Source organism: Bacillus sp. ME78 (assembly GCF_903970865.1).
Lineage (GTDB): Bacteria > Bacillota > Bacilli > Bacillales > Bacillaceae_G > Bacillus_A > Bacillus_A cereus.
Genome location: NZ_CAJCKK010000015.1, coordinates 60,702 through 75,245 on the forward strand (window position 1 = coordinate 60,702; position 14,544 = coordinate 75,245).

Genomic DNA, 14,544 nt, shown 5'->3' on the forward strand with positions numbered 1-14,544 from the left:
CAAATGGAAATTAAACGTGTCAATCTAACATTTCAAGATGAATTAGTTCCTTTAGAAAAAGTAAACAAACTGATTATTCACCATACAGCTGAAGATGGATGGGACGTGTATAAAACGCATGAATTTCATCAAACTGTAAGGGGGTGGAGCGGAATTGGTTACAACTATTTTATCGAAAAGGATGGAACTGTAGTGGAAGGACGAGGTTTACATATTGGAGCGCACGCGAAAGACCATAACCGCCATACAATTGGAATATGTATGACGGGAAATTTCGATAAATACGATCCAACTCCTGCACAAGTGAATGCATTATATTCTTTATGCAAACTGTTTATGAAGCAATTTGCTATAAAGAAAGAAAATATACTCGGTCATAGAGAGTTAGAAGGAGTTACAAAAAGCTGTCCTGGTAATCGTTTTTCTATGGTAGAGTTAAGGAAGATACTATCTTAAATATAGAGGAGTAACAACGATGATGAATATAAAAATACCAAATGATAAAAAAGAAGAACTTGTAGCACAAATTCAGCAATTTTTTATGGAAGAAGATTTAGATGAAATTGGACGTTTCCAAGCAGAGCGTTTAATAGAAGAAATGATTAAATTAGTTGGACCGTTTGCATATAATCAAGCAATTGGAGATGCAAGAAAGCTTGTAAGTGAGAAATTAACGAATATCGAAGAAGATTTATACGTGCTAGAGAAGAATGAAGGAAAATAAAAAAAGAGCCGATGGGCTCTTTTTTTATTTTTCTTTCTTATGTTCTTTATATTCATGTACTTTTTCTTTTACATTACCAACTGTATCTTTAGCAGTGCCTTTCACCTTATCCCATTTTCCTTCAGCTTGTAATTTCTTATTGTCAGTTACTTTCCCAACAACTTCTTTTACTTCACCTTTTACCTTATCAATGGCACCTTCTACTTTTTCTTTTAAACCATGATCATGTTTAGTCATACATTTCTCCTCCTTGTAGTTTGATTAGAATTCTCTTTTCATATTGCAAGTTGAATGATGTATCTAGTAATATCGTAACAAATCTAGTTTGAATATTCAAATTATTAATAGGATAGAAAAGGATTTGTCATAAAATGTTTAAAAATGTAACGGAAGGAGAAATAAAGTAAATTATATGTCTTTTGCGGTCCATATTGATTTTGTATAAGCAATTTTCATGTGGGCACGCTCCATGTTATTTTGACTGCCGCTACCGAACCTTGCTTGTCCAACTATTAAAGTACAATTGGATTCAATAGCTGTCTTAATTCGCTTTTGAATTAATGCAGTATGACAGCCTTTACGCTGAAATTCTGGCAAAGTAGCAGAAGCAGCTAATGATGCGACACCTTTATTTATATACAGGACACCAATACCAGCAGGGCTATTTTGAATTTCTGCTATGAAAAAATGCCATCCTGGTTCATTGTAAAGAATTTCGTTATTTTGGCGAACACCATCTTTTGTAAAGGATGGCATATTAAATCCACGTACATATATGTCTGCAAAAATATCAAATTCATTTTCTTTCAGTTTTCGTAATGTAATATTAGAAGGAAGAAGTGATGAACCCTTTCTCGGTATACTATACAAAGCAGTATGGAAGCTAGATTGGTAAAAACCTTTTTGAGATAAGTATTGAAATAGTTCAGTTGTGCCTTGCGCTGGTGTAATTTCAAAACGGCAAGGAATTTGTAGTGATTTATAATAAGAAATGATTGCATCAATCGCATCTGCATTTGTAATACCTTTTACCGTATTAAAAGCAGGACCGGCAATTATTTTTGATGAAAAGGCAGTGGCACTACCGAAATTTTTCATTTGCACTTGCATTGGATTTCCACTCATTGCTTGTAGTCCCTCTAATCTAGAAGAGAGCATATCAATTTCTGCATTTTCAATTTCTGTTGCTATATCGAGTGTCATAACAGTAGTCATAAAATTCCTCCGTTAATAAATATATTTCATAGTATATATACGATTTTTGTTTTGAGATTCCTGTTGTAATGTAGGAGAATAAGAAGTTTTTTGGAAGGGAAATGGAATTGAACTGTCGAAGGGAGTGGAAACAGATTAAAGGTGGTGCTCTCATGAAACAAAAAGTCGTGCAGACATGCTCTAATTGTGGTTCTCATAACATAGGAGAAGGTGAGTTTGTCGGATATGCACAAATACGGAAAAAGGAGACGATGTTCACATCTTCACCAGTAGATGCTTATATTTGTACAGATTGTGGCAGTATACTTCTGTTAAAGGTACGGAACTATCAAAAGTTTAAGCAGAAACCGTTATGATGATTAAAAGATGATTATACCCCAACTTGTTTACGAATCGTCTTATATTAAGGAAATTGATATAAGTGATATTTTACATATATGTGAATATGATATAGGGAAATAATTGGTAATTTATATCGCATAAGGGTACATAAATCGCTGAGTGATACGAAAAATAAAGAAGATTTATAAAAATGTTACGCTATTTTTCCCTTAGATAATTTTTGTCTAAGGGTCTCTCTCTTCTAACGAAAGTACAGTTTAGTAAAGCTATTATTAAGAGGAACTGTTATCGGCATTGTTATACTCTAGTATTAGGAAAAAATGTACGCTATGAAGTCAAAATATAAGGTGGACAGGTGAATAACATAAAACCTCCTAAATAACATCAGTGTAATCATAACTTGATAAAGTATATAGAAATAGGAACGGTGTTTACATACAGTTTAGTTATCAAAACAAAGGAGGCATATTTATATGGAGGTTGTGAGAAGCTTTTAAGTTTCCGATGTATGCGTAACAGTTAATGTAAGAAAGGATTTTATTTTTGGGGTTTTAAAAAATATCAATAAATGATTAGGATAACAGTTGTTTAAAATGAAGAAATAGGCCTTCATCACTGGGACCTATTTCTTCATTTTATGGCTCTGGTAGTAATGAGCTATACTTCCGCATTACCTTATCTTTCAAGAGACTTTGTAATTAAAAACCCTCAATTAATCCTTTTTTAATCCCTTTTACGACTGCTCCAACTCTTGAATCTACACCCAATTTTCTAATAATTGAAGAAATGTGATATTCTACAGTTCTTTTGCTGATGGAAAGGTCCATACTAATCTCATAATTTGTTTTATCTTTTGAGATTAAGTGAAGTATTCTTTGTTCAGCAGAAGTTAGTGCTTCAATATTATTTCCCATAATTTGATTTTTAGAAAATAGTATATATCCCATGTGACTTTGACGAATGGCGTTAGCTAGGTCAAATGCTGATCTTTCTTTCGTGATGTATGCACTTGCTCCAGCTTCAAAGGCCGCATTATAATATTCTTCATGATCATATCCTGATAGAATTACAACCTTTACATCCGGAAATTTTGCCAATAAATCTTTTGTAAGTTCAATGCCGTTATATTGCTTCATCCTGATGTCCGTAACAATTACATCAGGACGGGTTTCTGCCACGGTTTTAATTAATATGGAAGGATCATTGACGGTATTAATTACCTTAATATCTTCCTCAGATTCTAGTAGTCTTTGGATGCCTAGCATAACTAGCAAATGGTCATCCACTAGTAGTGTATGTATACTCATTTTTTTCCTCCCAATTTACTGGAATGGTAAATGTGACTAATGTCCCATGTTCTTTTTCAGAAGATATTCTCAAATTTCCGTTTAACTCGGAAACTTGACGCTGGATAGTCATTAGGCCAAGGTGGTTGCTTGTACTAAATTCAGAAAAACTGTTTGGAACACAAAAGCCTATGCCATCATCTTCTACAGTACAAACATAGCAGCCTTTTTCTTCTATGATATGTATTTGAACATTATTTCCCTTGGAATGCTTAATAGCATTATTCAGTAGCTCTTTTATTATGCGATAGATCTGTATTTCGAGATTCTTCGAGAGAATTTTTAATTTGCAATTAAATTGTATATGAATGAGAATGCGATAATTTAATTCGAACTCGCGTTTTAGTGTGTGTAAACTCGCTTCTAAGCCTAAATCTTCTACGATAATAGGGTGAAGATTATGACACATTTTTCTAATACTATAGATAATATCTTCAAGTTGCTCATCCATTGAATTTAATATATCTATAGAAAAGTTTCTCTTAGTCTGAAGCATTCTTATTTCGTTTAATTGCAAAATAAGAATTTGAAGAATTTCATCATGTAAGAAAATCGAAAGCCTTTTCCTTTCGTCCTCTAGAGACTGTATAATTTGGTAGTTAAATTGTTTCCAGTTTTGAGCCTTTACCTTTGCTTTTCGAATTTCTTTTTTATTACTATTGAGGGTATTAACACTTAATAGTAAATTTGCCGAGTTTATTACAACCTCTTCAAGTTCATTAATTTCTTTAGGTTTAAATAATGTATAATCATTTTTTTCACCAATAATAATAGCTCCCTGCATGCCTTGGTAAATAAGTATTGGAAAACAAATTAAGTGGTATTTTTCAAACTGAATATGAATAGGAGTAGTACCTTCCTTTAGTAACAGATTCTGTTCAAGTTGATTCAATTGGTTAAATAGCTCAAATTTATCCATATCCTGAAAAATACCTGTCTCATATAATGAATGATAAATACTATTTGAGTTCCATATTATAGACACACCATTAATGTTGAACATCTGGTTAATAAGCTGTCCTATTAATTTTGCAAGCTCTTTAGCATGTTTCTCCTTAGAGAGTGTTTGAAAAAGTTCAATCTTATGTAAACCTGATTGCGCATCATTTTTTATGTTGAAATACCTAAATAATGAGAGAATAAGTTTATATATATATACAGAGAGTACAACAGATAATACACTTAAGCTGCATAGTATGAATATTTCTTTTTGTGACAAATCTATGAATTGTTCAACCGATAAATTTAAAAGGAATAAATTGAGCAAGTAAAAGAGTGAGTTTGTTAGCCATTTAGAAATTCTAATCTCAAATTCAATAACTTCTTGCTTTATTAATAAATAAGAAATAGTTAAAGGAAATATAATAATACTAGGTAAACAATATGTAAATGGAATTTTAGATTCCCCAAAAAGTAGACCAGGAATCAGATTAAGTAGAACAATTGGTAAAAAACTAAGGATAATACCAAAAATTAGAATATATAATTGACTTTTCACCTTAAGATTATTTTCTCGTAAATGTAATGAAATAAGAAAAACACAGATGCTAATACTGAGAAATAGGTTAGTGATTAGTAAAACTTTAAATAAAAAGCTAAAATTATTGTTAGACATATATCCAAAACAACAAAAAAATATATAAATAATAGTCAATCCTGTTGAAATTAAAAATGATACAAGGTTGAATATTTTCACATATTTTGGTTTGGTAGATACAGGGAAATTAGAGAAAAAACTTATTAATAGATAAGAAAGCATAAAAATGCTACTCACCTCTATAGCTTTAAAAATATTTATATCATAGCTAGATAATAAAGATGTTAGAATGGCTATCCCAAAGACAGATGTTAGAGAAAAGAATTTTTTTGCTACAATAGATTGTCTTTTTTTTAAAAAGCTAATTAACCCTATAGTGAAAAAAATAAGACTAATAACGCTGATCATATAAAAATGACTAATTAATAAAGAGTTAACACTTTCTTTAAAATTACTAGAGTGAAAATAGTAGTTATTCGTTAAAAGTATTAGTAAATATAAAATGCTTAAAGGAATACAGAACCCAATATTACGCATAGAAGTGATCCCTGCCTATAACCATCATTTGAAAATAAGTCATTTCGTCTGTAGAAAGAATAAAATTCTTTTCTAAGAGTGCAAATGCTTTTCTATAATATAGCCGAGATAGGATACGACAATAGTGAAGTGCTCCAGATTGTTCTATGTAATCCCGAACCAATGCCCGTACTTCAGGTGAAGAAGAAATTTGTTTGTCTGTTAAATTTTTAAAAAAATCATCTTGTGTTATGTAACTATATTCATAAGCTTTTAAAAAAGGAAGATAAGCCTTTAATTCCTGAAGGTCATTTTTATTATCTGTCATGGCATCATTAGCATCATTTCTTAGCTGGCCAGCTATCCCTATATATGATGTGATTTCTTTTAAAATTCTATTTTCAGGATTAATAGTTCGAAAGATAGTTTCTGTTAGTAGACCCGATTTCTTTTCAATAAGCTTCATATATTCTTCTTCACTTAAAATTATTTTTTTATCTATTGAAAAACAAAATTGGATATCTTTCCATTCCCCACAACACGAATGTATTAGTTGTTGGAGAAGATCTCCTGTTGCAGTATCTTTTGTCTTATAAGTTAAGTATATCAGTCCTTGCATAAGTAAATATTGAGAAACTAACAAAAAACGGGGATATTCATTTTTAAAATATAATGGATTTAATATGTCTCCATCACACAAATCATCTATTATATCCGCTGATAAAAAAATAAATTCAATCCCCATTGCCTTATCCAATTCTCTCTTTGTTATTGGTTGTCGTTTGGTCAAAAAAGAAAGAGCTAGATATAGCTCTCCCCAAGAGAAACCGGAAGATTCTGGATTTAAAACCTTTCCTTTTTGGGAAAGACATTTCTGAATAAATAGAAGTATTTCAGATTCATCACTTTGATTACGGTAGGAGATATGGTAAGCAATGTGATTGATTAAACAATCTCTAAACCCACTGATTTCCACCATCATTTTTCACCCGGAAATCCTTTGCATACTCATCTAATACAATTCGCTCTTCAACTGATAGAGTTTCCAATGAAGGACATAATTCATAATTTTCAAAGGTAAGTTTGTTTTTTTTCATCTCCATTAGAAATTCCCATAGTGCTTTATTCATAAAAACAACCCTCTTTCTAAATATTCTGTATTTTGGTTCTATATAAAAAAATACAATAAAAACGGTATGTTTTCAATATAGTCCTTAAATTTTCAATACTTAATTTACATATTTTTTATTTTATAATGCGTGAATTTACAATATAAGCTTGCGGAATATACGGATTCTACTAGGATATTTATCTGATAAATTAGACACATAAGACATAACGTCTTAAAAAATTTTTAGGGGGAAAAGAAAATGATTAATGAAAAAAACCTTTTTGATTTAGATGTACAAGTAACAACAGCTACAGGTGATGTAGATCCACAAATTACAAGTATCTCAGCTTGTACGCCTGGTTGTGGAAACACAGGTTCATTCAATAGCTTCTGTTGCTAATTGCTAAATAAGACATATTGTCTTAAAAAAACTTTAGGGGGAAAAGAAAATGATTAATGAAAAAAACCTTTTTGATTTAGATGTACAAGTAACAACAGCTACAGGCGATGTAGATCCACAAATTACAAGTATCTCAGCTTGTACGCCTGGTTGTGGAAACACAGGTTCATTCAATAGCTTCTGTTGCTAATTGAATGCCCAAAAAGAGGGAACACAGATGTGTCCCTCTTTTCTCCTATTACAATACTTGATTAGAACAGAAAGGAAGATTCAAAATGATTTCAGAAAAAAGGAAGCCTATCCATACATCAAATAAAACCGCATGTAATAATATATTTGAACCTCTACCATTTTTTATGATTAGATCCCCGTTTTTACCATTTAACGCGTTATATCAAATTAAGAATCAAGAAGTATTGATTAAAAAATTAAGAGAATATGCAGAAATGGATTACATTAAGGAAGCTATTGCCATTGCAAGTCCTTCATTGCTTGAATCTCTTAAACATATACATGGTGATTTAAGTAGTAGGAAAACACAACAAGTAATATCTTCTGTATTAAGATATATGTTAAGAATGACAACACGCCCAACACCTTTTGGAGCTTTTTCTGGGGTAGCATCCGGAGAGTTTAAGGAAAAATCTTTACTTGAAATGAGCCATTTTGAACAATTTAAGAAAAGAACTCGTCCTGATATGGAATGGTTATTGGGAGTGGTTTCATCACTTGAAAAAAATCCTAGTATTCTCCAATCTTTAATGGTTAGTAAAAATCATGCTGCTTATCGTGTCGGAAATCGCCTATATTTACCTTTTTCAACTGAATGTGGACAACTTCGCAAGAAGGATATGGAGAAAAAGGAGAATATTTCAATTTTGTATAGTGAAGTTGTTAGGAAAGTTCTAGATTTAGCTGAAACACATATTAAAGTGAAAGAGCTTCTCCAAAAGTTGCAAAATGACTATCCAGGCACAGAAGTAAAGGTAATGGAAAACTTTATTCTCCAGTTGGTAGAACAAGAATACCTTATAACTGAACTAAGACCGCCACTTACATATGACTCTCCATTTGATTATGTGATTGACAAGTTAAAAATAAGAGTTGGTGAAAATCAAATATGGGAAGATTTACTGAAGGTAAAAGATTTAATACTTGTTTATGATCAATTACCGCTTGGGAAGGGGCTTTCTGTTTACAACAATCTTATCCTATTAATGAAGAGGATTTATGAAGTTACAACACCCCTTCAAGTCGATTTCGCTCTAAATACGCAAGATTTAGCCATTGGAAAAAACGTAGCAAATGATGTTAGTAAAGCAGCTCAGGTGTTATGGAGTATAGCTGATAGTGGAGTTGGATTCCCTCATCTCCAAAAATATCATATTGATTTTTTGGAGAAATATGGAACTACCAGGGAAGTTCCATTGGTAGAACTTTTAAGTGAGGAATTAGGGCTTGGAGCACCCGCGACATATAAAAACCCAAAAGGGAATAGGGATGGAGAAAATTTTACGCTGCCTTTAGATGAAGAACGTAATGTTCAATTATCATATATGCTTATTGAAGCTATTCATAATCAGCAAAAAGAAATTGAAATTACAGATGAAATAATTAGCAGAATTGGAATAGAAAAAGATACTCGATACGCTCCGGATTCATTTGAAGTATATGGAGAATTGTATGCTACTTCGCAAGAGGAATTAGACAATGGAAAGTACACGCTATGCCTAAGCCCAAATCCAGGGTCTCATGCAGCAGGAAGCACATTTGGTCGATTTCTAGATATCTTAGATCCAAATGTTAGACGTAAAATTCAGCAACAAGAAGTGGAGATTGACCATCAATTTAATAACGATATTGTTATGGTAGAGGGAAGTTTTCTTCCGGCAACTGGCCGTTCAGCGAATGTGGCAATTGGAAAAACTACAAGAGAAGTAACGGTAACTCTTGGAACAAATGGAGATGACGATACTTTGCAAATTCCAATTGATGACATTGTTGTTGGAGCATCATTAGAAAACTTTTATCTAAAATCTAAAAAATTAGGGAAAAGAATTAAAGTAGTAGCTGGTAATGTATTAAATTACCAAAGTGGCCCTAATATTTATCGCTTCATGAGAGAAGTTTCTCTAAATGATTTAGACCACTGGAGAATATTTAATTGGGGTAATATGACATCTTCACCTTATTATCCAAGGATTCGTTACAAAAATATCATTCTTTCTCCTGCAATTTGGAAGTTAAATAGAGAGACTATTGGCATGAAAAATAAACCTAAAAGTGATGATGAATTTTTAATCCTATTTGAAAAATGGAGAGAGAAATGGACGGTTCCACGCCATGTATATATGACGTATAGCGACAACAGGATTTTAATTGATCTTGAAAATATTCTTCACCTTCGAGAATTAAAGAATGAACTTTTTAAGCAGGGTAGATTACAGTTGAGAGAGTCATTACAGGACATCAATAAAAATTGTCTAAGCAGTCCGCTTGGTAGTCATGCAATGGAAGTTGTTTTTCCATTGAAAAAAATGAACGATGTCGCTAAAAGAAAAAGTATAGGAGCTGTTGAAGACGGGAAAAAAGAAATGGTTAGTGAGAAAATGATTTACCGTTTGCCTGGAAGTGAATGGCTATATGTTAAGCTTTATGTTCCACAAGCAAGAGAGAATGAATTTATTTCAAAATATATGACATCATTTTCTAATTATATTGTGCAAAGTGGTATGGCTCAATCATGGTTCTTTATGCGATATCGTGATCCGGATGCTCATATTCGTTTGCGTTTTTATGGAGATCCCGAGAAGTTGAATGCATCTGTTCTTACCTATTTAAGGGATTGGGCAAATAATTTAATGGACTCTGGATTTATCCACAAAATGACGGTTGATACGTATGAACGAGAAGTAGAACGATATGGTGGTCCGTATCTGATAGAATTGGCCGAGAATTTCTTCCATTACGATAGTAGGTCAGTAACAATGCTTCTTAATGTGATAGGACAACAAGCGGAACTGCCAGTACATGTATTAGCATCCTTAAACATAATTGAGATCATGGATAATTTTGGATTAACTTATGAACAACAATTGGAAACCATAGAAAGCAATACGGATAAATATGAATTCATTGATGAATTTAGACCAATGAGAAAATTATTAAGTAACATTGGAAATTCTGAAGGTGATTGGAGTAATTTACGTAATTACAATTCAGCAATTGGACAAGAAATTTATAAAAGTTTATTAGTTCGGAGAGAATCCTTAAAAGAATATGTTTCCAGCATTCAACAATATAAAAATGAAGACATGCTCTGGAATAAACAACAAACAATTATGGGAGCAATTATTCATATGCATTGTAATCGACTATTGGGAGCTAATCGAGAACTAGAGAAAAAAGCACTTGCCTTTACGCGGCATATCTTATCAAGCCAGCGATATTGGAGGAATCAGAATGAAACAGATACTCAATCACGTACCTGAAGATGAGAAACTATCATTTATAAATATTCTAAAGTCTTTTCATTATTGGCCTGGTTTATTTAAACTTTTATGGGAAACGCACAGAGGGTATTTCTTCTGTGTGCTTACCTTAAATTTTTTAAATGGATTATTACCTGCAGCATTGATTTTGACAATCCAATACCTCGTTAATACAGTACAGAACATCTACCAGAATGGGTATCAGGATGCTTATTTTACCCATGTTTTACCGTTTTTTATAGCTTTTGCACTAGTTACAATTTTAACGGGTGTTACAGGATCCGTTTTGGAAACATATAAACAGCTTTACCGAAATCTTCTTTCTAATAAAATCAATGTAAAATTAATAGAAAAAGCAAAAAGATTACCTTATTCCAGTTTTGAGAACCCAGAAATTTACAATAAACTTCAAAGAGCGCGTCAAGATTCCACATATAAACCATTTGCCATTTTTGAAGAACTTATGGGGATTATAAAAAGTGGAATAACTGTGATTTCTATTTCCGGTATCTTAATGATTTGGAATTGGCAGTTTACCCTAATTTTAATTTTGTTACCACTAATCTCTTCTTGGTCCATCATGAAAATTGGAAAAGAAATTTTTTTAATTAGTCATAAGCGTGCTGAAGAAACACGAAAACAATTTTACTACTACTATTTGCTAACAACAGACATCACAGTAAAAGAAGTGAAATTATTTGGATTAGGCAATTTGCTTCTCAAAAATTATTCGAATATCTTCAATCTATTTTATCAGCAAGATAGACATTTGCTTTTAAAAAAGATGAGGATTGACCTGTTTTTCCAATTAATTAGTGTTGCTTTTGTAATGTTTGTGCAGTTTATGGTGGTTATGGATGCTGTAACAGGGATTATTGCTATTGGAAGTCTTATCGCTTATTTTCAAGCTGTAAATACTACACAAAAAACATCTAATGAATTAATGTATATGATTTTTAATATGCATCAAAACAATCTTTATATGACTCAACTATTCTCATTTTTGGACATCCCTGAAGAAAGGGATGCTTCAAATAATAGAGACAATACTTATATAGAAAGTATCTCTTTTGAAGAAAAAGGTATTCGATTTATAAATGTCTCTTTTAAGTATCCCGGTCAAAAAGAATATATATTAAAAAAAGTGAATTTTCACATAAAACCAGGTGAAACATTGGCTCTTGTCGGATCTAATGGTTCGGGTAAATCTACAATTGTAAAGTTAATTACAAAACTTTATACGGACTTTGAAGGGATTATTCTATTAGATGGAAAATCCATTCATCAATACAGTACAAATGAATGGCAGGATAAGGTTAGTGCCATTTTCCAAGACTTTGTTAGATATGAACTAGATGTTAAAGATAATATTGGCTATGGTGATTATAAAAAAGCCGATCAAGTGATGGCTATACAAGCGGCTGCTAAAAAATCTGGAGCATTAAAGATGATTAATAATTTGCCTAACAAAATGGATACACAACTTGGTAAAACTTTTGCGAACGGAATACAGTTATCTGGAGGACAATGGCAAAGAATCGCCATTTCACGAGCATACATGAGGGATGCGGGCCTATATATTCTAGATGAACCTACTGCCGCATTAGATCCAGAAGCAGAAGAAGAGGTTTTTAGAGATTTTAAAGAAATTACAAAGAATTGTATGGGGCTTTTTATATCTCATCGGTATTCAACTGTAAGGCATGCTACAAAGATTATGGTCCTTGATAAAGGTAGAGTCGCGGAACTAGGTACTCATAATGAATTACTAAAAGTAAAAGGAATATACGCAAGACTATTTGAGTTGCAAGCTAAAAATTTTATAAATCATTCTAAAATTCAAGTGAAGGTGTAATTAGAGAGGAGAAAACTATGCGATTAACTACAGAAAAAAAATCATTTTGGTTACAGGGAATTAGTATTGAAAAAAGAAATAAAGCATTAAAGTTAGTTCGTGATATAGCAGAGCGATTAAAGGATCCGATGTATGTAGAAAAAATTGTTATGGAGCCTGATAATATACCAAACGGAGGAACACTTCATCCATGGGACCCCATTACTTTATCCCATGGTTATCCAGGAACTATTATGTTATTTGCAGAATTAGATCGACAGTTTCCAGAAGAGGGATGGGATCTTATTGCACATAGTCACTTGATAGAAATACAAAAGGCAATAGAAAAACAAGGTGTGAATAGTATTTCTATGTTTGGCGGTGTTTCTGGTATTGCGTATGCGACTTCATATGCTTCGCGTAACTATGAAAGATATCATATATTTTTGAAAAAGTTAAATGAATTTGTATTATCGCAGTTACATCTTGTATTGAACTATCAGAAAGAAGAGTGTGGTGTTCATCCATTTATGTACGATACAATTCAGGGCGCTACTGGAGTAGGTCGTTATTTGTTGCAAAATATTCAACTTGAATCAAATTCAGAAGCACTCAAAAAAATTCTCAATTGTTTTATTAATATGTCTAATGACATTGAAGTGAATGGTGAAGTTGTACCTGGTTGGTACGTACCGTACGCCAATCAGTTTTTGGAAACTGATAAGATACTATTTCCGGATGGGAATTTCAATTGTGGCCATGCTCATGGAATGCCTGGCCCGCTTTCCTTGATGGCGTTGGCTATTGAACAAGGAATTGAAGTCCCTGGGCAAAAGCAAGCGATTCGTAAAATGATAGATTGGTTAATAAGATGGCAAGATGAAGGTTCGTGGCCTGCCAGGCTTAGTTTTAAAGAAGTGGTCAATGACCAAGCATACCATGTGTATCCAAAGCGAAAAGGTTGGTGCTATGGAAATCCAGGAGTAGCAAGAGCTCTCTATTTGGCTGGGAGATCTTTGAAGGATCAGAAATCCATGAAAATAGCTTTAAGTTCTTATCAAGATACACTTTTGCAAAGTGAGGAGGAATGGGATTTAGCATCTCCAACATTTTGTCATGGAAGAGCGGGATTATTACAAATGTCTATTAGGATGGCAAAGGATGAAAATGGGGAGATATCGATGCAGTCCATTATAAAATTAATAGATTATGTAATGGATGCATATGATCCTCAAGCACCATTTGGTTTTAAAGACTTACAATCCAATGAGCAAACATCCAATGAGTTAAACAAGGTTGGACTATTGGAAGGTGTAAGTGGTGTACTTTTAACTTTATTAAGTCTAAGCGCAGTAGAGGAGCCATGGTGGGACGGAGTATTTTTAATTTCCTAATAAAAAATTGAGAGGATGTTACAGTATGGACCAAATGAAGCAATTGCTCAGTTCTAAGAAAATATTAGTAGGAGTAAGCGGATCTATTGCAGTAGCTGGGATTTTTCAATATTTAGCTATATTGAAAGCGAATTTTAGTGAAGTAAAGGTTATCATGACAAAAAGTGCAATAAAGCTTATCCCTGCAGAAACTGTGAAATTATATTGTAATGAGGTATTTGTTGATGAGGAACTTACTCTAAGTGGTAAACCAGGTCATGTGGAATTGGCTAGATGGGCAGACTTACTAATGGTACTACCGGCTACAGGAAATACTATTTCAAAAGTAGCTCATGGTTTAGCTGATGATTTATTAAGTACAGTCATTCTTGCTCATGATAAACCAGTTCTCTTTTTTCCTAATATGAACAAATTAATGTGGGAGAAAAAAGTAGTTCAGAATAATGTTAGTCTTTTAGGAGAATATGATCATATAGTGATTCCGCCTTTGAAAACAACGGCTTTTGAAATTGCGACTATGTCTTTGAAACCGAACTATGTTTTACCTAATAATCAAGAAGTATTGCATATACTCTTTAAGGAATTTGAGAAAAGAAAGTCAGTAACTGTACATGAAACAGTTGAAATGCACTAA

15 protein-coding genes are annotated in these 14,544 nt (G+C 32.6%); 9 read left to right on the forward strand and 6 right to left on the reverse strand.

Features of this window, described 5'->3' with window-relative positions; genetic code table 11:
• The first annotated feature begins 3 nt into the window (after positions 1 to 3).
• Positions 4 to 456 (forward strand): peptidoglycan recognition family protein, encoded by a 453-nt coding sequence (locus H6481_RS17260; RefSeq protein ID WP_000403999.1) that lies wholly within the window; start codon positions 4 to 6, stop codon positions 454 to 456.
• A gap of 19 nt (positions 457 to 475) precedes the next feature.
• On the forward strand, positions 476 to 724 hold the full coding sequence (locus tag H6481_RS17265) for a DUF2164 domain-containing protein (RefSeq protein ID WP_000981064.1): 249 nt from the start codon (positions 476 to 478) through the stop codon (positions 722 to 724).
• 24 nt (positions 725 to 748) lie between these two features.
• On the opposite strand, the gene H6481_RS17270 is transcribed toward H6481_RS17265, so the two are convergent.
• Together H6481_RS17270 and H6481_RS17275 are read right to left on the reverse strand one after the other, a co-directional pair.
• The gene (locus tag H6481_RS17270; RefSeq protein WP_000160410.1) at positions 749 to 961 is read right to left on the reverse strand and encodes a CsbD family protein; all 213 of its coding nucleotides are present in this window, start codon (positions 959 to 961) and stop codon (positions 749 to 751) included.
• 171 nt (positions 962 to 1,132) lie between these two features.
• Complete coding sequence (locus H6481_RS17275; protein ID WP_065484961.1) at positions 1,133 to 1,939, reverse strand: GNAT family N-acetyltransferase; 807 nt, start codon at positions 1,937 to 1,939, stop codon at positions 1,133 to 1,135.
• Between the two features lie 152 nt (positions 1,940 to 2,091).
• Here H6481_RS17275 and H6481_RS17280 point away from each other — a divergent pair, with 152 nt between their 5' ends.
• On the forward strand, positions 2,092 to 2,295 hold the full coding sequence (locus H6481_RS17280) for a hypothetical protein (RefSeq protein WP_063549354.1): 204 nt from the start codon (positions 2,092 to 2,094) through the stop codon (positions 2,293 to 2,295).
• 684 nt (positions 2,296 to 2,979) lie between these two features.
• Here the strand turns inward: H6481_RS17280 and H6481_RS17285 are convergent.
• The 4 genes from H6481_RS17285 to H6481_RS17300 are packed head-to-tail and all read right to left on the reverse strand — an operon-like array spanning position 2,980 to position 6,810.
• Positions 2,980 to 3,588 carry a response regulator transcription factor gene (locus tag H6481_RS17285; protein WP_023522756.1) on the reverse strand — a complete coding sequence of 203 codons (609 nt, stop codon included), beginning with the start codon at positions 3,586 to 3,588 and terminating at the stop codon, positions 2,980 to 2,982.
• Positions 3,560 to 5,701, reverse strand: coding sequence for an ATP-binding protein (locus tag H6481_RS17290; protein ID WP_063548359.1), 2,142 nt, complete (start codon positions 5,699 to 5,701; stop codon positions 3,560 to 3,562). The genes H6481_RS17285 and H6481_RS17290 overlap by 29 nt, the downstream gene beginning before the upstream one ends.
• Positions 5,694 to 6,662, reverse strand: coding sequence for a class 1 isoprenoid biosynthesis enzyme (locus tag H6481_RS17295; protein WP_063548357.1), 969 nt, complete (start codon positions 6,660 to 6,662; stop codon positions 5,694 to 5,696). Before H6481_RS17295 ends, H6481_RS17290 begins: the two co-directional genes overlap by 8 nt.
• Positions 6,637 to 6,810, reverse strand: a complete 174-nt coding sequence (locus H6481_RS17300) for a hypothetical protein (RefSeq protein WP_023522753.1) — start codon at positions 6,808 to 6,810, stop codon at positions 6,637 to 6,639. Before H6481_RS17300 ends, H6481_RS17295 begins: the two co-directional genes overlap by 26 nt.
• A gap of 240 nt (positions 6,811 to 7,050) precedes the next feature.
• Here H6481_RS17300 and H6481_RS17305 point away from each other — a divergent pair, with 240 nt between their 5' ends.
• From H6481_RS17305 to H6481_RS17330, 6 genes are all read left to right on the forward strand, one after another.
• Positions 7,051 to 7,191: a gallidermin/nisin family lantibiotic gene (locus H6481_RS17305; protein WP_023522751.1), complete on the forward strand. Its 141-nt coding sequence runs from the start codon at positions 7,051 to 7,053 to the stop codon at positions 7,189 to 7,191.
• A 49-nt stretch (positions 7,192 to 7,240) separates the two neighbouring features.
• Complete coding sequence (locus tag H6481_RS17310; protein ID WP_023522751.1) at positions 7,241 to 7,381, forward strand: gallidermin/nisin family lantibiotic; 141 nt, start codon at positions 7,241 to 7,243, stop codon at positions 7,379 to 7,381.
• Positions 7,382 to 7,466: 85 nt separating this feature from the next.
• Positions 7,467 to 10,682 (forward strand): lantibiotic dehydratase, encoded by a 3,216-nt coding sequence (locus H6481_RS17315; protein ID WP_088021344.1) that lies wholly within the window; start codon positions 7,467 to 7,469, stop codon positions 10,680 to 10,682.
• Entirely contained in the window at positions 10,654 to 12,537 is a 1,884-nt protein-coding gene (locus H6481_RS17320; protein ID WP_182812465.1) for an ABC transporter ATP-binding protein, read from the forward strand. Before H6481_RS17315 ends, H6481_RS17320 begins: the two co-directional genes overlap by 29 nt.
• 17 nt (positions 12,538 to 12,554) lie before the next feature.
• Complete coding sequence (locus H6481_RS17325) at positions 12,555 to 13,910, forward strand: lanthionine synthetase C family protein (protein WP_023522748.1); 1,356 nt, start codon at positions 12,555 to 12,557, stop codon at positions 13,908 to 13,910.
• Positions 13,911 to 13,935: 25 nt separating this feature from the next.
• Positions 13,936 to 14,544 (forward strand): flavoprotein, encoded by a 609-nt coding sequence (locus tag H6481_RS17330; RefSeq protein WP_023522747.1) that lies wholly within the window; start codon positions 13,936 to 13,938, stop codon positions 14,542 to 14,544.